General features: G+C 68.8%; 22 protein-coding genes. 2 read left to right on the top strand and 20 right to left on the bottom strand.

Annotated features, from left to right (window positions below):
* Positions 1-22: 22 nt before the first annotated feature.
* The 3 genes from G6N35_RS02090 to ftsY form a co-directional block, all read right to left on the bottom strand.
* Entirely contained in the window at positions 23-361 is a 339-nt protein-coding gene (locus G6N35_RS02090) for a P-II family nitrogen regulator (RefSeq protein WP_059020834.1), read from the bottom strand.
* Between the two features lie 39 nt (positions 362-400).
* On the bottom strand, positions 401-1,717 hold the full coding sequence (locus G6N35_RS02085) for an ammonium transporter (protein ID WP_163802740.1): 1,317 nt from the start codon (positions 1,715-1,717) through the stop codon (positions 401-403).
* Between the two features lie 195 nt (positions 1,718-1,912).
* A complete protein-coding gene (ftsY, locus tag G6N35_RS02080) occupies positions 1,913-3,277 on the bottom strand; it encodes a signal recognition particle-docking protein FtsY (protein WP_163802739.1) in 1,365 nt (454 codons plus the stop codon).
* A gap of 66 nt (positions 3,278-3,343) precedes the next feature.
* Here ftsY and fni point away from each other — a divergent pair, with 66 nt between their 5' ends.
* Positions 3,344-4,375 (top strand): type 2 isopentenyl-diphosphate Delta-isomerase, encoded by a 1,032-nt coding sequence (gene fni, locus G6N35_RS02075; protein WP_163807416.1) that lies wholly within the window; start codon positions 3,344-3,346, stop codon positions 4,373-4,375.
* Here fni and G6N35_RS02070 read toward each other — a convergent pair.
* The 16 genes from G6N35_RS02070 to G6N35_RS01995 form a co-directional block, all read right to left on the bottom strand.
* A complete protein-coding gene (locus G6N35_RS02070; RefSeq protein WP_163802738.1) occupies positions 4,372-5,331 on the bottom strand; it encodes a DUF7064 domain-containing protein in 960 nt (319 codons plus the stop codon). The genes fni and G6N35_RS02070 overlap by 4 nt on opposite strands.
* Entirely contained in the window at positions 5,328-6,392 is a 1,065-nt protein-coding gene (locus G6N35_RS02065; protein ID WP_163802737.1) for a phosphotransferase family protein, read from the bottom strand. Before G6N35_RS02065 ends, G6N35_RS02070 begins: the two co-directional genes overlap by 4 nt.
* 91 nt (positions 6,393-6,483) lie before the next feature.
* A complete protein-coding gene (gene smc, locus G6N35_RS02060; protein WP_179967304.1) occupies positions 6,484-10,074 on the bottom strand; it encodes a chromosome segregation protein SMC in 3,591 nt (1,196 codons plus the stop codon).
* Positions 10,075-10,100: 26 nt separating this feature from the next.
* Positions 10,101-10,391, bottom strand: coding sequence for an acylphosphatase (locus G6N35_RS02055; protein ID WP_407664595.1), 291 nt, complete (start codon positions 10,389-10,391; stop codon positions 10,101-10,103).
* Positions 10,372-10,791: an OsmC family protein gene (locus G6N35_RS02050; RefSeq protein ID WP_163802736.1), complete on the bottom strand. Its 420-nt coding sequence runs from the start codon at positions 10,789-10,791 to the stop codon at positions 10,372-10,374. The genes G6N35_RS02055 and G6N35_RS02050 overlap by 20 nt, the downstream gene beginning before the upstream one ends.
* A gap of 44 nt (positions 10,792-10,835) precedes the next feature.
* Positions 10,836-11,294 carry a cupin domain-containing protein gene (locus G6N35_RS02045; protein ID WP_163802735.1) on the bottom strand — a complete coding sequence of 153 codons (459 nt, stop codon included), beginning with the start codon at positions 11,292-11,294 and terminating at the stop codon, positions 10,836-10,838.
* Positions 11,295-11,314: 20 nt separating this feature from the next.
* Complete coding sequence (gene mutM / locus G6N35_RS02040) at positions 11,315-12,178, bottom strand: bifunctional DNA-formamidopyrimidine glycosylase/DNA-(apurinic or apyrimidinic site) lyase (RefSeq protein ID WP_163802734.1); 864 nt, start codon at positions 12,176-12,178, stop codon at positions 11,315-11,317.
* Between the two features lie 19 nt (positions 12,179-12,197).
* A complete protein-coding gene (rnc, locus tag G6N35_RS02035) occupies positions 12,198-12,890 on the bottom strand; it encodes a ribonuclease III (RefSeq protein ID WP_163802733.1) in 693 nt (230 codons plus the stop codon).
* Positions 12,887-13,483, bottom strand: coding sequence for a YceD family protein (locus G6N35_RS02030; protein WP_163802732.1), 597 nt, complete (start codon positions 13,481-13,483; stop codon positions 12,887-12,889). The genes rnc and G6N35_RS02030 overlap by 4 nt, the downstream gene beginning before the upstream one ends.
* A gap of 96 nt (positions 13,484-13,579) precedes the next feature.
* Positions 13,580-14,317 (bottom strand): cell division protein SepIVA, encoded by a 738-nt coding sequence (sepIVA, locus tag G6N35_RS02025; protein WP_163802731.1) that lies wholly within the window; start codon positions 14,315-14,317, stop codon positions 13,580-13,582.
* 233 nt (positions 14,318-14,550) lie between these two features.
* On the bottom strand, positions 14,551-15,033 hold the full coding sequence (coaD, locus tag G6N35_RS02020; protein ID WP_163802730.1) for a pantetheine-phosphate adenylyltransferase: 483 nt from the start codon (positions 15,031-15,033) through the stop codon (positions 14,551-14,553).
* A gap of 22 nt (positions 15,034-15,055) precedes the next feature.
* On the bottom strand, positions 15,056-15,610 hold the full coding sequence (gene rsmD / locus G6N35_RS02015) for a 16S rRNA (guanine(966)-N(2))-methyltransferase RsmD (protein ID WP_163807413.1): 555 nt from the start codon (positions 15,608-15,610) through the stop codon (positions 15,056-15,058).
* Positions 15,607-19,008, bottom strand: coding sequence for a pyruvate carboxylase (locus tag G6N35_RS02010; protein WP_163802729.1), 3,402 nt, complete (start codon positions 19,006-19,008; stop codon positions 15,607-15,609). Before G6N35_RS02010 ends, rsmD begins: the two co-directional genes overlap by 4 nt.
* Before the next feature lie 35 nt (positions 19,009-19,043).
* Positions 19,044-19,682: a vitamin K epoxide reductase family protein gene (locus G6N35_RS02005; RefSeq protein WP_163802728.1), complete on the bottom strand. Its 639-nt coding sequence runs from the start codon at positions 19,680-19,682 to the stop codon at positions 19,044-19,046.
* The gene (locus tag G6N35_RS02000) at positions 19,679-20,533 is read right to left on the bottom strand and encodes a DsbA family protein (protein WP_170313106.1); all 855 of its coding nucleotides are present in this window, start codon (positions 20,531-20,533) and stop codon (positions 19,679-19,681) included. The genes G6N35_RS02005 and G6N35_RS02000 overlap by 4 nt, the downstream gene beginning before the upstream one ends.
* A 75-nt stretch (positions 20,534-20,608) precedes the next feature.
* A complete protein-coding gene (locus G6N35_RS01995) occupies positions 20,609-21,706 on the bottom strand; it encodes an alpha/beta hydrolase (RefSeq protein ID WP_163802727.1) in 1,098 nt (365 codons plus the stop codon).
* A 192-nt stretch (positions 21,707-21,898) separates the two neighbouring features.
* Here G6N35_RS01995 and G6N35_RS01990 point away from each other — a divergent pair, with 192 nt between their 5' ends.
* Positions 21,899-22,738, top strand: coding sequence for an aldo/keto reductase (locus G6N35_RS01990; RefSeq protein WP_163802726.1), 840 nt, complete (start codon positions 21,899-21,901; stop codon positions 22,736-22,738).
* On the opposite strand, the gene G6N35_RS01985 is transcribed toward G6N35_RS01990, so the two are convergent.
* A complete protein-coding gene (locus tag G6N35_RS01985) occupies positions 22,735-22,980 on the bottom strand; it encodes a fibronectin-binding protein (RefSeq protein WP_163802725.1) in 246 nt (81 codons plus the stop codon). The two genes, G6N35_RS01990 and G6N35_RS01985, sit on opposite strands and share 4 nt — an antisense overlap.
* Between the last annotated feature and the right edge of the window lie 3 nt (positions 22,981-22,983).

Below are 22,983 nucleotides of genomic sequence, written 5' to 3'. Positions count from 1 at the left end.
AAGGAGACTCACATCGCGTGCGTCAGAGGGCGTCAGAGCCCCGCTCGCCCGTGCGAACCCGTACAACGGTTTCCACCGGGCTGACCCACACCTTGCCGTCGCCGATCTTGCCGGTCCGAGCTGCCTGCACGATGACGTCCACCACCTTGTCGACGGCGGAATCATCGACCAGGACCTCCACTCGGACCTTGGGCACGAAGTCGACGGAGTATTCCGCACCGCGGTAGACCTCGGTGTGGCCCTTCTGGCGGCCATACCCCTGGACTTCGCTGACGGTCATTCCAAGGATACCCGCCTGCTCCAGACCGGTCTTGACGTCTTCGAGCGTGAACGGCTTGACGATCGCAGTGATCAGCTTCATTTGGTCGATCCCTTCCAGGTCGCTGTCAATTCTTCCCGATCATGCGAGTTCATAGGCGGTTTCCGCATGCTCAGCCTCGTCGATGCCACTGGCTTCATCCTCTTCGTCAACGCGCAAGCCGATCGTGAACTTGAGGATGTAGGCCAAGATCGTCGTGACGATGAACGAGTATGCCAACACCGCGAATGCACCGACAGCCTGGCGCCAGAGCTGATCGAAACCGCCGCCGTAGAACAGACCCTTGACCGCGGCGGGCGCCTCCGGGGTGGCGAGGAACCCGATCAGCAACGTGCCGGTGAGACCACCGACCATGTGCACGCCGACCACGTCGAGTGCGTCGTCGAAGCCGAACTTGAACTTCAGGCCGACTGCCAGTGCACACACCGCACCACCGATCGCACCGACGGCGATGGCGCCGAGGACGTTGACCGAGGAGCAGGACGGAGTGATGGCGACCAGGCCGGCCACGATGCCCGAAGCAGCACCCAGGGACGTCGCGTGGCCATCGCGGATCTTCTCCACGAGAAGCCAGGCGAGCATCGCGGTGCCGGTGGCAACGGTGGTGGTGACGAACGTCGTGGCGGCGATGCCGTTGGAGTTCAGTGCCGAACCGGCGTTGAAGCCGTACCAGCCGAACCACAGCAGACCGGCACCCAGCATGACGAACGGCAGGTTGTGCGGACGCATCGGAGAGCCCGGCCAGCCCTTACGCCGACCGAGAACCAGACACAGGGCAAGACCTGCAGCACCGGAGTTGATATGGACCGCCGTGCCGCCCGCGAAGTCGATCGCCTTGAGCTTGTTGGCAATCCAGCCGCCGTGCTCACCGGTGAAGCCGTCGAAGGCGAACACCCAGTGTGCCACCGGGAAGTACACGATCGTGGCCCACAGGCCGGCGAAGACCAGCCAGGCACCGAACTTCAGACGGTCGGCAACCGCACCGGAAACCAGCGCGACGGTGATGATCGCGAACATGAGCTGGAACATCACGAAGACCAACTGCGGGATGGTCCCCGCGAGCGGAATCTCTACCGCTGCCTTGGCCGCAGTCCCGGTGGCCGGGTCCGCGGCGACCGCCGCGGCCGCGTTACCACCGATCAGCCCCTTGAGACCCCAGTACTGGGTGGGATCGCCGAAGAGGTTGAACTTGTCGTTGCCGAAGGCCAGCGAGTAGCCGAACAGCACCCACAGCACGGTCACGACACCCATGGCGCTGATGCTCATCATGATCATGTTGAGCACGCCCTTGGCGCGAACCATGCCGCCGTAAAAGAACGCAAGGCCCGGCGTCATCAGCAGAACCAACGCCGAACTCACCAGCATCCATGCAGTGTCCCCGGTGTCGGGGACACCCATTATCGGGAAGCCATCCACTCGCAGTTTCCTCCTTCACCCATGCCGCGGTTAGTCACCGTCGACCTAGGCCAAGACAATGCGCAGTGGTTGTTTCCGCGACGACGCCTCTGTGTTTCGCGAATGTGAACGGATCTGCGGTATTCGTTTCGCGGTTGTTACATCCCGCAATTCGGGCCGCTCGGAAGGGATTTGCGGCTATCCGAGCAGCGCATCCACGAAGGCACCCGGCTCGAACGGAGCCAAGTCGTCAGGGCCTTCGCCCAGGCCGACCAGCTTCACCGGGACACCCAGCTCCTGCTGCACGCGGAACACGATGCCGCCCTTCGCGGTGCCGTCGAGCTTGGTCAACGCCACACCGGTGATGTCGACGACGTCGGCGAACACACGTGCCTGTGCCAGTCCGTTCTGACCGATCGTGGCGTCCAGCACCAGCAGCACCTCGTCGACGGCAGCCCGTTTGCTCACGACGCGCTTGACCTTGCCCAGCTCGTCCATCAGGCCGGTCTTGGTGTGCAGACGCCCGGCCGTGTCGATGACGACGACGTCGGCGCCAGCGGCGATGCCCTTGTCGACGGCGTCGAAGGCCACCGAGGCCGGGTCGGCGCCCTCGGGGCCGCGCACCACCTCGGCGCCCACCCGTGACGCCCAGCTCTGCAGCTGATCGGCGGCCGCCGCGCGGAAGGTGTCCGCCGCGCCGAGCACCACCCGGCGGCCGTCGGCCACCAGGACGCGGGCCAGCTTGCCGACGGTGGTGGTCTTGCCGGTGCCGTTGACGCCGACGACCAGCAGCACCGAGGGCTTGTCGGCGTGCGGCAGGGCCTTGATGGAACGGTCCAGGCCGGGGTTGAGCTCGGCGATCAGCACCTCGCGCAGCACCGCGCGGGCGTCGGCCTCGGTGCGGACGGTGCTGCTGGCCAGCCGGCTTCGCAGCTGTTCGATGACCGAGGCGGTGACCACCGGGCCCAGATCGGCGATGAGCAGGGTGTCCTCGACCTCTTCCCAGGACTCCTCGTCGAGGTCACCACCGCCGAGCAGGCCGAGCATGCTGCGGCCGAGGGCGTTCTGCGACTTGGCCAGGCGGCCCCGCAGGCGCTCCAGGCGGCCTTCCGGAGGCGCTATGGCGCCGACATCAGGGCCGGCAGGCGCTATGGCGCCGACATCAGGGGCGGTAGACGCAGCTGGGGCTTCCGGTGCCGGGGTCTCCGGAACTTCTGGGGCGACCGGCGCTTCCGGCGCCTCCTCCACCACCGGCGGTTCGGGCAGCCGGACCTCGGAGATCGGCCGCTTGACCGAGTCGCGGGGCAGCGCGGCGTCGTCACCGACCCCGGGGCGTCCCACGCCGGAATCGGCCCCCGAATCCAGCGTCGCCGTTGCTGACGATTGTGTGAACGATATGCCCGACGAGGCCGTATAGCCGCCCGACCGGTCAATCGGTGTGGCAGCCTCTGAGCTGCGGCGCAAACTGATCTGCCGCCGCCGATACCGAACCAGACCGATGATCAGTGCAGCGACGACCAGGACGGCGATGACCGCGATAGCGATCCAGAGACCCTCTGACACCGTGCCATTCTTTCAGGGCGCGATGCGGGGCCGTGTCGCGCCCGGACAACCGGGTAGGCCGTGACCATGGACCGCGGCCCGCTGGCGACCCGCAAACTGCGCCACATCGACGCCTGCCTGACCGGCCCGGTCGAGTACGTCGGCGTCACCACCGGCTTCGAGCGCTACGAGCTGCCCTACAACGCGCTCACCCAGACCAGCCTGACCACCATCGACCTCGGCACGCAATTCCTCGGCGCGCAGCTGAGGGCGCCGGTCCTGGTCGGAGCGATGACCGGCGGGGCCGAGCTGTCCCGCACCATCAACCGCAACCTCGCCGAGGCCGCTCAGAAGCTCGGCGTCGGGATGATGCTCGGGTCGCAGCGCATCATGCTCGACAGTGATGAGGCCGCCCGCAGCTTCGAGGTGCGCGAGCTGGCCCCGGACGTGCTCTTGATCGGCAACATCGGGCTCGCACAACTGTCGGATGCGGTCATCCCGAAGCTGGCGGCCGCGCTGGAGCGCGTCGGAGCGAACGCCCTGGCCGTGCACACCAACCCCCTGCAGGAGGCCATGCAGGACAACGGCGACACGGACTTCAGTGGTTCGCTGGACCGGCTGCGCCAGCTGGCCGAGGCGCTGCCCTGCCCGGTGATGGTCAAGGAGGTCGGCCACGGGATCGGCACCGCCGCGGCGCAGCAGCTGCGTGGTCTGCCGATCGCGGCCGTCGACGTCGCCGGTGCCGGCGGCACCTCGTGGGCCCGGGTGGAGCAGCTGGTGCGCTACGGCGAGGTGCGCTACCCCGCGATCGCCGAGTGGGGCGTGCCCACCGCACAGGCACTGCGGGAGGTCCGCCAGACGCTGCCGGACATGCCGCTGGTGGCCTCCGGCGGCATCCGGACCGGGATGGACGCGGCCAAGGCGGTGGCGCTGGGCGCCGACGTGGTGGCGCTGGCCCGGCCGCTGCTGGCACCCGCGATCGAATCCCCGGCCGCCGCGCTGGATGCTCTGGAGGGGTTCGTCGAGGAGCTGCGGATCTGCCTGCACGGCTGCGGGGTGGGTGACCTGTCGGCGCTGCGCCGGCTCGGTGTCACCGCGGTGAGCCAGCGGCTGGGCTAGCGACGGGCCCGGGCGAGGAACCCCCTGGCGAACTCGCGCTGGCCGGCCATGCTCCAGTTGTCGTGGTCTTCGCCGTAGGCGGTGATGCCGTCCCACGTCCACTCGGTCAGGCAATTCCACGTCCACAGATTGGGGTTGATGGCGAACCCCAACCGGTTGAGGGCCGATCCGGTCGCCTCGATGGTGCGGCCGTGTTCGTCGGTCACGGTGAGCAATACCCGGGTGGGTGCCCCCGATGACGCATCCCGGTCCAGGACCTCGCGGCGTCCGCCGGTGAGCTTGCCCCACAACCCGTCCCGGACGATGTAGCCGTGAATCGCGATCGCGCCGCCGTCGCCGAAATCCATGGTGATCGCATGGAACCCGTCACGTTCGGAGGCGGTGGCGTAGCTGTACCCTCCGCGCTTGCTCGGGGTCCCGTGGATACCGGTGCCGTGCTGGGTGCGCCTGCCCCAGGACCGGTCCCGGAAACCGTAGGCGTCTACCGGGATTCGGTCACCGTGCAGGATGATCTCGCCGGTGAATCGCCCCGGCTGGTCGAGGTGGCTCTCACCCAGGAGGTGTGCCTTCGCGACACCGGTGAAGGTCAGATCGACGTGCAGTTCGTCGCCGTCGGGATCGTGGTAGCCGATCCGGTAGCGGTTACCCGGGTCGAGCACCTCGTAGGACGCCCCGTTGGCCAACCGAAGATCGGACAGTGGTTCCTCCGGTAGCGGGAGGTGCCAGAAGTTCTTGGCGTACAGGCAGTTCCAGATCTGGTCACCGGTGTCATCCCAGAAATACGCGCCGGCTGCAAGCACCCCGAGCGTCGGTTTGAAGAACGGGTACAGCTGCCCGGACAATCGTCGTTGTGGGACCGTGAAGGTGAACCAGCAGGTTTCGGCCCACTCCGGGTCGGCCGGATCGGCCGGCGGGTGGAACTCGTCGTCGCTGTCCGCGTGCGGGCCGATGATCACGACGGCGCCCCGTCCGCGAGGATCGCCGCAATGAGTTCGGTGGCGGGATTGTCACGCCAGATGGTGTGGTCGGCGGGCAGCGCGCCGGCCTGCTCCCACTGGTTCATCACGAAGACCACGGTGGTGGCGAATCGGTAGGCCGCAAACAATTCGTACCAGTCGAGTGGGGCCACAAGGTGTCCGGCGGCGGATTCGTAGATCGCCACCTGCTCGGCGCGGGTGGGTTCACCGGCCAGCCGGGCCGCCCCGGAACCCTCGTGCATCCAGCGGTCGGCCATCAGCCACCAGCCCAGGTCCAGCTCACGCTCCCCTAGCGCGGCACCCTCGAAGTCGGTCAGGGCGCGCACAGTGCCCCGCGCCGGGTCCCAGATGATGTTGCCCAGCCGGGCGTCTCCCCACAGCAGCACGACGTCCTCCGCGGCGGGTTGAGCCGGCAACGTCGAGCGCAGCCGATCCAGCGCGGTGTCGAAGATGTGGGCGCCACGACCCCGTAAACCCTTGCGCAGGTGACTGCTCCAGAGTTCGAGCTGACGGGCGGAACCGGGCGCCTCGGTGGCTACGTCGAGAACCGCCAGCTCGCCGTCGCGCCAGGGCACGGCGTGGACGGCCGCCAGCGCCTGCAGCCCGTGGGTGATCATCGCCGTCCGGAGTTCGGGGTCGGCGTCGAGGTAGAAGCCTTCTGCGGTGTACGGCGGAGTCTCCTTGGGCACGACCCCGTCGACGAAATCCATCACCAGGAACGGAGCGCCCAGGACCGCGGCGTCGTGCTCCACCCCGAGAACCGGTGCCACCGGGGCCCAGCGGCCCACGGCCTGCATGACAGCCGATTGCAGGGCCACCCCGGTGCCCAGACCGGCGGACTGCTCCGGATAGGGCTGCGCGTGGGGCGAGTCGACCCGCAACACATGGGTCGTGGTGCGCTCCCCCACGGTCGCGGTGAAGATCAGGTTGTCCGCCGAGAACCCGCTGCCGGGACGACCGCGGGCCGCCAGCTCGAGCGGACCGCCGAGCCGGGCGGCCAGCCAGCCCCGTACCTGATCGAGCGGCACGTCGTCGGTCATCGGTGGGCCGCCCAACGGGATTGATGCACTCCCGGAGTGTACAGATTGTGAAATCCGTCTACTGGAGGTTTCGCGGCCCCGCCAGCCCCGACTAGGTCGGGGTGGCGACCAGTTCCTGGCCGCGCAGGCGCTGCGAGATCACGGTGGTGATGCCGTCGCCCTGCATGGTGACGCCGTAGAGCGCATCGGCGACCTCCATGGTCGGCTTCTGGTGGGTGATCACGATCAGCTGGGACTGGTCGCGTAGCTGCTCGAACAACCCGATCAGGCGGCGCAGGTTGACGTCGTCGAGGGCGGCCTCGACCTCGTCCATCACGTAGAACGGGGACGGGCGGGCGCGGAAGATCGCCACCAGCATCGCCACCGCGGTCAGCGACTTCTCGCCACCGGACAGCAGCGACAGCCGCTTGACCTTCTTGCCCGGCGGGCGCGCCTCCACCTCGACACCGGTGGTCAGCAGATCATTGGGGTCGGTGAGCAGCAGTCGGCCCTCGCCGCCCGGGAACAAGGTCGCGAACACCTGCTCGAACTCACGCTCGACGTCGGCATAGGCCTCGGCGAACACTTGCAGGATCCGGGTGTCGACGTCGGCGATCACGTCCAGCAGGTCCTTACGGGCGGCCTTGACGTCTTCGAGTTGGGTGGCCAGGAAGTTGTAGCGCTCCTCCAGCGCTGCAAACTCCTCCAGCGCCAGCGGGTTCACTCGGCCCAGTTCGGCGAGCTCTTTTTCGGCCCGCTTGGCGCGACGTTCCTGGGTGGGCCGGTCGAAGGGCATCGGCGCCGGGGCCATCACCTGTTCGCCGCGCTCCTTCGCCTGCTCGTATTCGGCCATCTCGAGCTCCGAGGGCGGCAGCGCCACCTCGGGCCCGTACTCGGCGACCAGGTCGTCGGCTGCCATCCCGAACTGTTCGAGCACCATCTCCTCGAGCTGTTCGATCCGCAGCGCCGCCTGGGCCTTGGCCACCTCGTCGCGGTGCAGCGAGTCCGTCAGCGCGGTGATCCGACTGTTCAGAGCGGTGACTTCCTCGCGTGCGGCGGCCATCGCGGTAGCCCGGTCCTGCCGTTCGGCGGCCAGCGCATCGCGACGCTGTGAGGCCGCCGCGACAATCCCCCCCAGCCGCTCGGCGACCGTGCGGCCGGACTCTGCCACCGCAGCGGCGACGGTCGCGGCGTGGGCTCTGGCGGCACGGGCTCGCTGCGCACGGATCCGGGCCTCGCGTTCGGCGGCGGCGGCGCGGCGAAGCGAATCAGCCCGTCCGCGAACGGCATTCGCCCGCTCCTCGGCGGTCCGAACGGCCAGCCGGGCTTCCACCTCGATCGCCCGCGCACCCTCGGCTGCGGCCTGCATCTGCTGGCGGTCCACCGGCCCGTCCTCGACGACGCTCTGCGTCTCCTGAGCCGCGGCGAGCCGGCCCTCCAGCGCCGTCAGCTCCTCGACGGTCTGCACCCGGCTGGCCTCGAGCTCGTCGCGCTGAGCGAGCTGGCGACGCCACTCCTGCTCGGCGGCGCGGGCATCCTGTCCGAGCCTGCCGAGCTGTTCGTAGATCGCCGAGATCGCCGCATCGGACTCGTTGAGCGCGGCCAGCGCCTGCTCCGCGAGGTCCTGCCGGTTGGCCTGCTCGCTCAGCGCACCGGCCAGTGCGGCGGACAACTCCTCAACCTGCGTCTCGGCCGCGGCGAGTTCTGCTTTGGCCTTGTCGATTTCGGAGGCGATCTCCAGCGTGCTCGGCTTGCGGTCCGAGCCCCCGCTGACCCAGCCAGCACCCACCAGATCGCCGTCGAGCGTCGCGGCGCGCAGCACGGGACGAGCCGCCACCAGATCCAAGGCCGCAGCGAGGTCCTCGACGACGGCGACGTCGGCGAGCATTGCGCTCATCGCGCCCTGCAGCCGCGGCGGAGCATCCACCAGATCGACGGCCCAGTGCGCTCCGCCGGGAAGTGGCGCGCTGTCACTTCCGGGCCGAACAGGCCAGTCCCCCAACACGATCGCCGCACGGCCGCCGTCGGCCTCCTTCAGCGCACGCACTGCCGATCGGGCGGCGTCGAAGTCGTCGGCGGCAACGGCGTCGGCCGCCGCACCCAGCACCGCCGCCAGCGCCACCTCGTAGCCGGTATGCACCTTGACCAGCTTGGCAATGGTGCCGAAAAGTCCGGCGCCCCCGCGGTTCTGCACCAGCCAGGCCGCGCCGTCCTTACGTTCGAGGCCCACGGCCAGCGCGTCGATCCGGGCCCGCAGTGAGGCCACCTGACGCTCGGCCGCCCGCTCGGCGGTCTGCAATTCCGCGACCCGCTCGTCGGCCAGTCGCAGCGCGGCGATGCTGCGGTCGTGCTGTTCGTCCAGGCCGACCTCACCCTGGTCGAGTTCACCGACCCGCCCCTGCACCGTCTCGAACTCGGCCTTGGCCTGCTGCGCGCGCGCGGCGGCCTCTTCGATGGCAGTGGTCAGCCGGACCACGCCGTCGTCGATCGACTCGACCCGGGCGCGCTTCGTCTCCACCTGACCGGCCAAGCGCGCCAATCCTTCTCGGCGATCAGCCTCGGCGCGGACGGCAGCCATGTGGGCGCGCTCGGCCTCGGCCGCGGCACGTTCCTTCTCGGTCAGGTCGGCGCGGGCGGCCTCCAGCCGGGTGCGCGCCTCGGCCAGCTCGGCCTGCAGCTTCTGTTCGCGCGCGGCGACCTCGTTGGCCTCGGCCTCCAGCCGGTCAGGATCGGGACCGGTGCTGGCAGTCGGCTCGGTGTCCAGGTACTGGGCGCGCTCGCTGGCGATGCGCACTGTCGCGCTGACCCGCTCGGCCAGCGCCGAGAGCCGGAACCAGGCCTGCTGGGCGGCATCGGTGCGCTCCGAGAGTGTCGCGACCGCCGCTTCGTGGGCGGCCAGCGCCTCGGTGGCCGCGGCGAGGCGCTCGGCAGCCTCGTCGTGCTCGCGGCGCAGCGTGGTCTCGGTGCTGTCGGCGCCGGCGAACTCGGTGCGCCGGGCCACCAGGTCGTCGGCCGCCAGCCGCAGCCGCGCATCGCGGAGGTCGGCCTGGATGGTCTGGGCTCGACGCGCCATCTCGGCCTGCCGGCCGAGCGGCTTGAGCTGGCGGCGCAGCTCGGTGGTCAGGTCGGTCAGCCGGGCCAGGTTCGCCGCCATCGAGTCCAGCTTGCGGACCGCTTTTTCCTTGCGCTTGCGGTGCTTGAGCACGCCGGCGGCTTCCTCGATGAAGGCTCGGCGGTCCTCCGGGCGCGACTCGAGGATCTGCGACAGCCGGCCCTGACCCACGATGACGTGCATCTCGCGGCCGATGCCCGAGTCCGACAGCAGCTCCTGAATGTCCATCAGCCGGCAGCTGCTGCCGTTGATCTCGTACTCACCGGCGCCGTCACGGAACATCCGGCGGGTGATGGACACCTCGGAGTACTCGATCGGCAGCGCGTTGTCGGAGTTGTCGATGGTCAGGGTGACCTCGGCGCGACCCAGCGGGGCTCGGGACGACGTACCGGCGAAGATGACGTCCTCCATCTTGCCGCCGCGCAGAGTCTTGGCGCCCTGCTCGCCCATCACCCAGGTCAGGGCATCGACGACGTTGGACTTACCGGAGCCGTTGGGACCGACCACGCAGGTGATGCCCGGTTCGAAGCGCAGAGTCGTCGACGAGGCGAAGGATTTGAAGCCCTTCAGCGTCAGACTCTTGAGGTACACGAGCAGTGAGATTACCGGCGGTCGGCTCAGCGTTCGCGGAAGCCCACGATCGGCTCGCCGGGTTCGGTCAGGTCGGCGACCACATTGTCCACCGATCCGGGAGTCTGGCCACCGCGCAGCAGCTCGAGAAGCCGCTCACAGTCGGCCCGGGGCCCCTGGGCGACCACGAGCACGCGGCCGTCGGCCTGGTTACTGGCGTAGCCGGTCAGGCCCAGCTCGAGCGCCCGCGAGCGGGTCCACCAGCGAAAACCCACGCCCTGCACGTGGCCGTGCACCCAGGCGGTCAGGCGGACGTCATCACTCACGATGCCCGGTATCGGTGATGTCGAAGCTGACCGTGGCCCCGTTCTTCAGGGTGCGCCCAACGGTGCAGACCTGGTCGATGGCCCGGTTGACCACCACGACCAGGCGCTCCACCTCCTCGGGCGACAGGCCGGACAGGTCGATCTCGAGTTTCTCGGTGAGCACCGGGTATCGCTCCTGCTCCCGGTCGGCCTCACCCGAGACCCGGATGACGGCCGGGTAGTCGTCGCCGAGCCGGCGGCGCAGCGGCTGATCGCTGCTCAACCCGCTGCACCCGGCCAGCGCGATCTTGAGCAGCTCACCAGGAGTGAAGACGCCCTCGTCGGTCTGCGAGCCGATGAGAACCTCGGCTCCTCGGCTGCTGCGCCCCGTATAGCGCCGGATACCGGTGCGTTCCACCCACAGTTCAGTCATGGCACATTCCTACATCCCCCGGCCCGGGGATATTCCACCCACCGTCACAGCCGCGGTGTTTCCGGGGCGGCGCCGCGGCCGAGCAGCCGCCGCAGCAGATGTTTGGCCCGTCTGCCCCAGATGACCTGCAGGCGCAGCGGCCCGGGCAGGTTGGTCCGCACCACGGCGTGTTTGCGGACATAGGTCGGCACGTACCAGGTGGCCCAGGTGCCGGTGCGGAAGATCGCCGAGTCCCCGGCGCGCAACCAGACCGGGGCGATACCCTCGGTGCTCACCTCCACCTCGCCCTCGATGATGTGGACCGTCTCGTCACATCCGAAGTACCAGCGGAAGCGTCCGGCCGTGCAGTCCCAGACGAAATTGCCCGCCAGCCCGTCGGTGTCACTGGACCACCAGGTGCACCGGATCTGCGGGTCACCCTCGATGACCCAGTCCGGGTTGATGGTGTCGGGAGCCAGGTCGACGGGCGCGCCGGGGCGCACCTCGATGGGACGTTGGGTCATGTGACAGTAGTACCAGGCCGCTACCCGCGCGGGCGTGGCCTGCGCGGAACCGGTTGACAGATCGGGCAGTAGAACGACGAGCGGTTCATGAACTTGTCCCGGCGGATCACCGCCCCACAGCGCCGGCAGTTGCGGTCTTGGCGCCCATAGACGTTCAGCGAGCGGTCGAAGTATCCGGATTGCCCGTTGACGTTGACATACAGCGAGTCGAACGACGTCCCGCCCTGGCCCAGCGCCTCCCGCATCACCTCTGCGGCGGCGTCGAGCAGTTCCTCGAGTTGGCGGCGGGTCAGCTTCTCGGCCAACCGTGCCCCGTTGATCTTGGCCCGCCACAGCGCCTCGTCGGCGTAGATGTTGCCGATTCCGGAGACCACGGTCTGATCGAGCAGCTGTCGCTTGATCTCAGAGTGCTTGCGGCGCAAGACCGTTACCACAGCATCGCGATCGAATAGCGGGTCCAGCGGGTCACGGGCGATATGCGCCACCGGGGCGGGCACCCGACTACCGTCGACGGTCACCAGATCAGCCAGTTGCCACCCGCCGAACGTGCGCTGATCGACGAAGCTGAGTGCGGTGCCGTCGTCGAGCAGGGTGGCGATGCGCAGGTGATCGGTGTTGGGTACCGGACCGAGCAACATCTGCCCGCTCATTCCGAGGTGCACCACCAGCGCCTCGTCGTCAGAAAGGTTGAGCCACAGGTACTTTCCTCGCCGATCGGTGCCGAGCACCTGCGCCCCGAGCAGCCGGGCGGTCAGGTCGGCGGCACCGGCTTCGTGTCGGCGCACCGCCCGCGGATGGTGCACCCGCACCGCGGTGATCGTCCTACCGGCGACGTGGGCCTGCAGACCGCGGCGAACCACCTCGACTTCGGGCAGTTCAGGCATCAGCGAATCAGGTTGGGAGTCACGCTGTATCCAGCGCGTTCCACGCCGCCGCGGCGGCCCGCTGTTCGGCTTCCTTCTTGGACCGGCCGACACCGCTGCCGTACTCGGTGTCCATCACGACCACGACGGCGGTGAACTCCTTGTCGTGGTCGGGTCCGGTGGAGGTGACGACGTAGGACGGCGGGCCCAGGTTTCGGGCGGCGGTGAGTTCTTGCAGGCTGGTCTTCCAGTCCAGGCCGGCACCCAGGGTCGGGGCGGTGTCGAGCAGAGCACCGAACAGGCGCAGGATCACGTCGCGGGCGACCTCGATGCCATGGTGGAGATAGACCGCACCGAGCAACGACTCCATTCCGTCGGCCAGGATGCTGGACTTGTCCGCTCCGCCGGTGTTCATCTCGCCGCGCCCGAGGAGCAGGTGGGCACCGAGCCCCTCCCCGGTCAGCCCCCGCGCCACGTCGGCAAGCGCCTGGGTGTTGACCACACTGGCCCGCAGTTTGGCCAGGTCGCCCTCGGTGCGTTCGGGGTGGCGGTGAAACAGTTCGTCGGTGACCGTCAGTCCCAGCACGGCGTCACCGAGGAATTCCAGACGTTCGTTGGTGGGCAGCCCACCGTGTTCATAGGCATAGCTGCGGTGGGTCAGTGCCAGGGTGAGCAGATCCTCGGGCAGCTCGACTCCGAGGGCGTCCAGGACGTGCTGTCGCGGCGCCGTCATGAGCGGCCCGCTTCCGGCCCGGACCCGTCCCCCTCGTCCAGCATCCCGGCCAGCTTGGCCCAGCGCGGGTCGATCTTGTCGTGCTGATGACCGGGTTCCGCGGTGGCCAGCGCCACCCCGCAGTCCGGGCACAGACCCGGGCAATCGTCCGAGCACAGCGGTGCGAACGGCAGCGCGAGGCCGACAGCGTCGACGACGGCCTGCTCGATGTTGACGGTCTGGTCGATGACCCGCCCCACCTCGTCTTCCTCGGTGGTGGACTCGGTGGCGCTGTCGGGGTAGGCGAACAGCTCGGTCAACACGATCTCGATATCACCGGCGGCGGGCCCCAGACAGCGCGAGCATTCGCCGCTGGTCGGGGCGTGCACGGTGCCCGAGACCAACACGCCCTCGGACACCGATTCCAGGCGAAGGTCCAGGTCCATGTCGGCGCCGCGCTCGATCGCGAGCAGGTCGAGCCCGATCCGCGAAGGACTGGGGACCGTCTCGTGGACCTCCATCATGGAACCGGGCCGACGGCCGAGCCGGGACACGTCGAAGACCAGGGGCGAGCGCGGATCGGGGTGCTGCCCTGCACGTTGTGGCGTCGGCATAACTATCGATCTTAGGCCGCGGCAGGACAGGATCCGGACGGTAACCGCCGGCCGGGCGACTCAGTGTTGGACGTCGACTCAGTGTTGGACGTCGACTCAGTGCTGGACGTAGTCGTGCGTTCCCGCGGCGGTGCGCAGCTGGTGGCGGCCGCGACTCACCGAGCGCAGCGTGCCGTTGAGGTAGTCCTCGAACTGGGCCAGCTTGTTGTCCACGTAGATGTCGCACTCGCCGCGCAGCCGGTCGGCTTCGGCGTGCGCGGTGTCGATGAGCCGGGTGGATTCGGCGTTGGCGGCCTGCACGACCTCGGTCTGCGAGACCAGCCGCTGCTGCTCCTTGATGCCTTCCTGCACGGCCTTCTCATACGACATGTTGCCGCTCTCGACCAGGCGGTCGGCCTCGGCCTTGGCCCGGCTGGTGGCGGCCTCGTACTCCCTCTTGGAGGTCGCGGCCAGCCGCGATGCCTCTTCGCGGGCTTCGTGCACCATGCGTTCGCTGTGCTGGCGGGCCTCGGCCACCATGCGGTCGGCCTGCGACTTGGCGTCGGCCAGCAGCCGGTCCGCCTCGGCGCGGGAGTGGCTCAGCAGCGAGTCGGCCTCGGCCGTGGCGTTGGCGACCATGGAGTCGGCATGCTCCTTGGCCTCGCGCAGCAGCGCGTCACGGGCGTCCAGGACGTCCTGGGCGTCGTCGAGCTCGCCGGGGATCGCGTCCTTGATGTCGTCGACCAGCTCCAACACGTCCCCGCGCGGAACCACACAGCCGGCCGTCATCGGCACGCCGCGGGCCTCCTCGACAATTGCGCTCAGTTCGTCGAGCGCTTCAAAAACTCGGTACACGGCGCCGCCCTCCTGGCGTAGTTGGTAGTGACCAGTGTGCCTGGTGTTACGCCTGTGACTGCGGTGCCGTGTCGGTGTGTCGGAATCCGAGTTATGACAGGCCCACTGGTCAGAGGGTGGTCCACCCGCACTGTGGTGTTCATTATGTCGGCCTGAGTGGGCTGGCGGTACCGATGCGCGAGGGTGCGCGGCCGTGCGCGCGCGGCGGTCTGTCGAGGTACCGACGCGCGGCGTCAGGAACGCTGCGCGAGCTTGGCCTGCAGCCGGCGGTTCACCACGTCGGGCAAGAGCGCCGAGACATCCCCGCCGAACGCGGCCACCTCTTTGGCCAGCGACGAGGACACGAACGAGTACTGCGGGGTGGTCGCGACGAAGAAGGTGTCGACCCCGGCGATGTGCTTGTTCATCTGCGCCATCTGCAGCTCGTACTCGAAATCGGTTCCGGTCCGCAGGCCCTTGACGATCGCGGTGAAGCCGCGGTCGCGCACGAAGTCGACGACCAGGCCGCTGCCCGACTCAGCGCGCAGATTCGGTAGGTGGGCGGTGGCTTCGGAGATCATCGCGATGCGCTCGTCGATGTCGAACATCCCCGACTTGTTCGGGTTGACCAGCACCGCGACGATCACCTCATCGAACTGCGCGGCAGCGCGCTCGAAGATATCGATGTGTCCCAACGTCACCGGGTCGAACGACCCCGGGCAGACCGCACCACTCATGCAGCCAAACGCTAGCAGCCCGTCAGTCCACCTCGGCGGCCTCGACCCGGGTGTCGCCGTAGCGGCGCGGCGGCCACGCCGTCCACCCCGGCGGCCAATTCAGCTCGGGTGACGACGCCGCCCGCTCGACCACCACCACGGCACCGGGCGCGAGCCACCCGTTGCGTACCAGGAGGCCGAGTAGAGCGTCCACCTCCGCGGCGGGCACGTCGTAGGGCGGATCGGCGAGCACCAGATCCACCGGTCTCGACGGCGCCGCGTTCAGCACGGTGGCGACCGCACCGCGGCGCACCGTCGCCCCGGCCAGCCCCAGCGCGTCGATATTGCGGGCGATCACCGCAGCCGCGCGGCCGTCGTTCTCGACGAACAGCGCCGAGGCCGCACCGCGGGACAGCGCTTCGAGCCCAAGGGCCCCCGACCCGGCGAACAGGTCCAGCACGTGCAGGCCGTCGAAGTCACGCCGCGCGCCCAGCACGTTGAACAACGCTTCCCGTACCCGGTCGGTGGTCGGCCGGGTTCCCTTGGGCGGCACGTTGATTCGCCGCCCACCCGCCACGCCGGCGACGATCCGGGTCAGGTCGTCGCTCCGTTGACCCCGATCACCACGAGCAGGTCACCGCCTTCGACACCGGCGGTGCTGCCCACGGCCACCCGTGTGACGACGCCGGCCTTGGGTGCAGTGATCGCGGCTTCCATCTTCATCGCCTCGATGGTGGCGATGGTCTGCCCCGCGCTGACCTGGTCACCGACGCCGACCCCCACCGTCACCACACCGGCGAACGGGGCGGCGACGTGGTCGGGGTTGGCGCGGTCGGCCTTCTCGGCGGTGGGCACGGTGTCGGCGATGCTGCGGTCGCGAACCTGGATCGGGCGCAGCTGACCGTTCATGATGCACATGACGGTGCGGACGCCGCGGTCGTCGGGATCGGAGATCGCCTCGAGGCCGACGATCAACTGCACTCCGCGTTCGAGCTGGATGCGGTGCTCGTCGCCTTGGCGCAGGCCGCTGAAGAACTGGTTGGCCGACAACCCCGAGGTGTCGCCGTACTCCTCGCGGTGGGCCTCGAATTCCCGGGTAGGGCCGGGGAACAGCAGCCGGTTCAGCACCGCTTGCCGGGCCGGACCCGGTTCGACGAGGGCCTTCTCATCGGCGACCGCCAGCGGCTGCTCGGGCTTGGCCGGTCCGCGACCCTCTAATGCCTTGGTGCGCAATGGTTCCGGCCAACCGCCCGGCGGGTCACCGAGCTCACCGCGGAGGAACCCGATGACCGAGTCGGGGATGTCGTGACGCGCCGGGTCGGCGGCGAACTCCTCGGCGGTGATGCCCGCGCCGACCAGGGCCAGCGCCAGATCGCCCACGACCTTGCTCGACGGGGTGACCTTGACCAGCCGGCCCAGGATCCGGTCCGCACCGGCGTAGGCGTTCTCCACGTCCTCGAACCGGTCCCCCAGCCCCAGCGCGATCGCCTGGGTGCGCAGGTTGCTCAACTGCCCGCCGGGTATCTCGTGGTGGTAGACCCGCCCGGTCGGAGCGGGCAGGCCGGCTTCGAACGGTGCGTACACCCGGCGCAGCGCTTCCCAGTACGGCTCCAGATCGCAGACCGCGGCCAGGTCCAGCCCGGTGTCGTAGGAGGTGTGCGCGGCAGCGGCGACGATCGCCGACAGCGGCGGCTGACTGGTGGTCCCGGACAGCGGAGCCGCCGCACCGTCGACCGCGCTGGCACCGGCGTGCCAGGCCGCGGTGTAGGTGGCCAACTGCCCACCCGGGGTGTCGTGGGTGTGCACGTGCACCGGCAGGTCGAAGCGGCTGCGCAGGGCCGCGACCAGGGTGGCGGCCGCAGGCGGGCGCAGCAGGCCGGCCATGTCCTTGATCGCCAGCACGTGGGCGCCGGCCTGCACGATCTGCTCGGCTAGGCGCAGCCAGTAGTCGAGCGTGTAGAGCGTCTCGGCGGGGTCCGACAGGTCGCCGGTGTAGGACATGGCCACCTCGGCCACCGCGGTTCCGGTGTCGCGCACCGCCTCGATCGCCGGACGCATCGACTCGACGTTGTTCAGCGCGTCGAATATCCGGAAGATGTCCACCCCGCTGCGCGCGGCCTCGTCGACGAACGCGTGCGTCACCGTCTCCGGATAGGGGGTGTAGCCCACCGTGTTTCGGCCACGCAGCAGCATCTGCAGACAGATGTTGGGCACCGCCTCGCGCAGTGCGATCAGCCGCTCCCAGGGATCCTCTTTCAGGAAGCGAAGCGCCACATCGTAAGTCGCCCCGCCCCAGCATTCGATCGACAACAGCTGCGGCATCATTCGCGCGATGTAGGGGGCCACCGTCAGTAGACCCGACGTCCGCACCCGGGTGGCCAGCAGCGACTGGTGGGCGTCCCGGAAGGTGGTGTCGGTGACGCCGATGGCCGGTGAATCCCGCAACCAGTCCGCGAATCCCTGCGGTCCGAGTTCGACCAGACGCTGCTTGCTGCCCGGCGGCGGAGTGCTCGCCGCGAGGTCGAGGGCGGGCAGCTTGTCCTGCGGATAGACCCGGTCGCGGTCCCGATAGGGCGAGTTCACGGTGACGTCGGCCAGGAACTTCAACATCTTGGTGCCGCGGTCGGCCGAGGTCCGTGCGGTCAGCAGCTCCGGGCGCTCGTCGATGAACGACGTGGTGATCCGCCCGGCGCGGAAATCGGGATCATCCAGAACCGCCTGCAGGAAGGGGATGTTCGTCGACACCCCGCGGATCCGGAACTCCGCGACCGCGCGCACCGCGCGGGCCACCGCGGTCGGAAAGTCGCGGCCCCGGCAGGTCAGCTTCACCAGCATCGAGTCGAAGTGCGCCCCGACCTCGGCACCGAGATGGGTGCCGCCGTCCAGACGGATACCCGCCCCGCCCGGTGAGCGGTAGGTGGTGATCCGGCCGGTGTCCGGACGAAAACCGTTGGCCGGGTCCTCGGTGGTGATCCGGCACTGCAGGGCCGCGCCGTGCGGACGTACCGCCTCCTGGGACAGGCCAAGCTCGTCGAGTGTCGCCCCGGCAGCGATCTTCAGCTGCGAGGAGACCAGATCGACGTCGGTGATCTCCTCGGTGACAGTGTGCTCCACCTGGATGCGCGGGTTCATCTCGATGAACACGTGCCTGCCACGCTCGTCGAGCAGGAACTCCACCGTGCCGGCGCAGGTGTAGCCGATATGCCGGGCGAACGCCACCGCATCGGCGCAGATCCGTTCCCGCAGAGCAGGATCCAGATTGGGCGCCGGAGCCAGCTCGATCACCTTCTGGTGGCGGCGCTGAACACTACAGTCGCGCTCGTAGAGGTGGATGACGTTGCCGTGGGTATCGGCCAGGATCTGCACCTCGATGTGGCGCGGATTGACCACCGCCTGCTCGAGGAACACCGTCGGGTCACCGAATGCGGACTCCGCCTCACGGCTGGCCGCCTCGATGGCCTCCGGCAACGCCTCCGGGTCGCTGACCCGGCGCATTCCGCGACCACCACCGCCGGCCACCGCCTTGACGAACAGCGGGAAATCCATTGTGGCCGCCGCCGCGACCAGGTCGGCCACCGACGCCGACGGCTCCGAGGATGCCAGCACCGGAAGGCCGGCCGCGCGAGCGGCCGCGATCGCACGCGCCTTGTTTCCGGTCAGTTCCAGGATCGAGGCGTCCGGGCCGATGAAGGTGATCCCCGAGGCCGCGCACGCCGCGGCCAGATCGGGGTTCTCCGAGAGAAATCCGTAACCGGGATAGATCGCGTCGGCTCCGCAGGCTAGCGCGGTGCCGACGATCTCGTCGACCGACAGATAGGCCCGCACCGGATGACCGACATCGCCGATCTGATAGGACTCGTCGGCCTTCAAACGATGCAGTGAATTGCGATCCTCGTAGGGGTATACCGCCACCGTGGCGATACCCATCTCATAGGCGGCGCGGAAGGCGCGGATCGCGATCTCACCACGGTTTGCGACCAGAACTTTAGAGATCACGGGCAAACCCTACCCTCACCGCGGAACCGACGCCGCTAGATCAGGGTCGACCAGTAACTCCAAAACCGCACGAGGATCATCAGAATGACGGCGGTGTACCACAGCGTCACGATCGACCATCGCCACGTGTAGAGCCCGCGGGCCACCGCATTGCCGGCCAGGGGCCGCAGCGCGATCGAGGCCACCACCACCCACAGTGGAACAGTCACCGACCAGACCACCATGCAGTACGGGCACAGCGCACCGATCACGTACAGCGTCTGGTAGATCAGCCAATGGATGAACACCACGCCGAGGCTCACCCCGGCCAGCAGGCCCACCCAATACCAGTGCGGCAGGCGCACTTTCGCCACGGCAAGCACACCGGTGACGATCACCACGGCGAAACCGGCGATGCCCATCAGCGGGTTGGGGAACCCGAAGACCGACGCCTGATGCGTCATCATCACCGATCCACAGGACAGCACCGGATTGATGCTGCAACTCGGCACGTAGGTCGGGTTGATCAGCATCTCGACCTTTTCGATCGTCAGCGTCGCGGACGCGACGAAGCCGATCACCCCCGCGATCAGCACCCACCAGGCGCTGGTGGCGCGCACCGGGACGCCGGCCGGCCGGCCCGCCGAGTCGGCGGGTTCGGTCGGGCCGACAGAAGCCGGTGTCGCGACGCTCACGGGGTTGCGGGTGCCGGGGCGGCCGGAGCCGGGGACGGGGCGGGAGCCGCAGCCGGAGCGGGAGCCGCAGGAGCCGGGGCCGCGGGAGCGGCACCCGGCACAGGCGCCCCAGCCGAAGCGGGCTCCAGGCCGGGCACGTTACCGACGACGGCCTTGACCTTCGCGACCAGGTCGTCCGGCGAGGCCGGGCTGATGTCCTCGCCGTTGAGCCGGATCGTCGGCGTGGCGTTGATCTTGGCCGCTGCGGCCAGACCCTCGATCATGCTGTTGTACTTGCCGCCGTTGATGCACGACGAGACCTTGTCGGTGGGCACACCGGCCTGCCGGGCGGTTTCGATCAGCCGGGAGTTGTCCGGGGCGCTCGCGCCTTCTTCGGGCTGCTGAGCGAACAGTGCGGAGTGGAACCGGACGTAGGCGTCCTTGTCGACGTCGGCGACGCAGTAGGCCGCGTTGGCCGCCCGGGTCGAGTAGTTGTCGTTGACCCGCGAGTTGAGGATGGCGACCGAGTAGTAGTCGGCGGCCACTGCCCCGCTTTGCACCAGCTTGTTGATGGTCGGGCCGAAGGTCTTCTCGAAATCCCGGCAGTGCGGGCACTGGAAGTCCTCGTAGACCGCCAGCACCGCCTTCGGGTCGCTGCTGCCGTCCTTCTTGATCAGCGCGCTCGAGGTGATCCGGACTGCCTGCGCGTCACCGGCGGACACCTTCTTGTCGTGGCCCATCACGATGTAGAGCACGAGGGCGACGGCGAAGATGACGACGATGGCCGTCAGACCCAGCTGAATGGCCAGGTTGCGCTTGCGGTCCGCAGCCTTCAGGTCGTAGCGGGGCGTGCTTTTCTTGTTGTTGGCCACGGGTCGGGAGATCCTCGCTGATTCTGGACTGTCGTGTTAGCGCCTCCAGAGTACCGGCGTGCGGTCGCTGTCTCGTCAGGCGCGGGCAAGGTGGGCGCGCAGCGCCGAGATCATCTCGGCGTTGGCCCGGGCCACCTGGCCGCCGAGTGCGTTCAGATTGATGAAGGCATGGGTCATCGATCCCATCCGCCTGACGTCGACGACCACTCCGGCGTCCCGCAGTTTGGCGGCGTACTGCTCCCCCTCGTCGCGCAGCGGATCGAATCCCGCCGTGACGACCAGCGCCGGTGACAGGCCGCTGAGGTTCTCGGCCAGCAGCGGCGAGATCCTGGGGTCGGCGGCGTCCAGCCCGGACCCGTCCAGCAGGCACGCGGTGAAGAAGTCCATATCGCGCTTGGTCAACAGAAACCCGTCGGCGAACAGGGTTCGGGACCGGCTCTGCCCGCGGAAGTCGGTCACCGGGTAGATCAGCCATTGCAGCGCCGGCAGCGGGTCACCGGCATCGCGGGCACGCAGCGTCACCAGCGTCGCCAGATTCCCGCCGGCGCTGTCACCGCCGACGGCCACCCGGTCCGGGTCGGCGCCCAGGTCACCCGCGTGCTCGCGAGCCCACACGTACGCGGCGTGCCCGTCGTCGACGGCCGCCGGCGCCTTGTGCTCGGGGGCCAGCCGGTAGTCGATTGCCAGCACGTGCACACCAGCGTCGCGGCAGATCAGCCGGCAGGCCGCGTCGTGGCTGTCGAGGTCGCCGACGACGTATCCACCACCGTGGTAGAAGACCAGCAGCGGGGCGGGGTCATCGCCGAGGGGGCGGTAATGCCGGGCGGGAATGACCCCGGCCGGCCCGGGGATGGACACCGCACTGGTGGCGGCGACCAGGATCTCGGTTTCGTCGAAGCTGCGGGCGAGTTCGGTGGTCTGGATGCGGCTGGCCACCGGGTCGTCATGGGCGCTGAAACCGGTCAGGCCCTGCAGACGCTGCGCAGTCGCCAGCATCTGCAGCGACGGGTCGAGGGTATTTCCGTCGATCGTCACGGCCCGGCCACCGGAGACCAGCCGTTTGACAGCGCCGGGCAGATGCGGGATCACCTTCACCCCGGCCCGGTTGCCCAGTGCGAGGGCCTTGCGCGTCAGCGGACCGTGGGTCGGTGCGCCGGTTGTCGTCGCTGCCATGGACTCAGCTTTGCACAGCGCTGGGGTTGACGGCTTCGACAAATACGGCGCACCCAGCTCGCGATCCGCCGTGCCGCGCCACCGGGCCTGATCAGACGCCTGTCCAGCCGGGTACTATCCTCACCCGAGGTCGCAGACCCGCCACATGGTGGGTACCCGACTGAAGAACCCCCGACAGCACAGGCAGGTGACATGACACCGGCGGCCGAAATCCCCACCGTCACGCTCAACGACGACAAAACCATCCCCGTGATCGGACTTGGCGTCGCCGAGTTGTCGCCAGAGGAGACCGAGCGGGCGGTGACCGACGCGCTGGCGGCCGGCTACCGGCTGATCGACACCGCCTCGGTCTACGGCAATGAAGAGGCCGTCGGCCGCGCGGTGGCCGCCTCGGGTGTGCCCCGCGAGGAGCTGTTCATCACGACCAAGCTGGCCACCGCCGACCAGGGCTTCCAGGCCTCGCAAGACGCCGTGAAGGTCAGCCTGGAGCGTCTCGGGCTGGACTACGTGGATCTGTATCTGATCCATTGGCCCGCCGAGCAGAACGGCAAGTACGTCGACGCGTGGGGCGGGCTGCTGCGGATCCAGGAGGACGGCCTCGCCAAGTCGATCGGCGTCTCGAACTTCACCGCTGAGCACCTGTCGAACATCATCGATTTGTCGTATTTCACCCCGGCGGTCAACCAGATCGAACTGCATCCGCTGCTCAACCAGGCCGAGCTGCGTGCGGTGCACGCCGAGTACTCGATCACCACCGAGGCCTACAGCCCGCTGGGCGTCGGCAAGCTGCTGGAGAATCCCACCATCGCCACGGTGGCAGCAGCCCACGGCAAGTCACCGGCGCAGGTGCTGATCCGCTGGAGCCTGCAACTGGGCAATGTGGTGATCCCCCGCTCGGCGAACCCGGCCCGGATCGCCGAGAACATCGACGTGTTCGACTTCGAGCTGACCGCCGACGAGGTCGAGGCCATCAACGGTCTCGACGACGGCACCCGGTTCCGGCCCAACCCGGACACCTACACCGGCGCCTAGTTCCCCAGCGGCGGCTGCGCGGGCGTCGGGCCCTGCGGATTCGGGACCAGACTGACCGGGGTGCCGTCCGGATTCTGTGTCAGGTCGATGTCGTGGTCGAGATCCGGAAAGATCGGGACCAGCTGGCACAGCCCAAACGGTACGGAGGCACAGGGGTTCGGATCGGCGCACGCCGGTGCCGCCCCGAGCACTGCAGCGGCCCACAGTGCGGCAACCGTCGCAACGACTCGGCCTGATCGCATCCT

The sequence above is a fragment of the Mycolicibacterium anyangense genome (genome assembly GCF_010731855.1).
Taxonomy (GTDB): domain Bacteria; phylum Actinomycetota; class Actinomycetes; order Mycobacteriales; family Mycobacteriaceae; genus Mycobacterium; species Mycobacterium anyangense.
The sequence above is the reverse complement of the archived record's forward strand: the minus strand, read 5'-3'. Positions and strand labels throughout refer to the sequence as shown.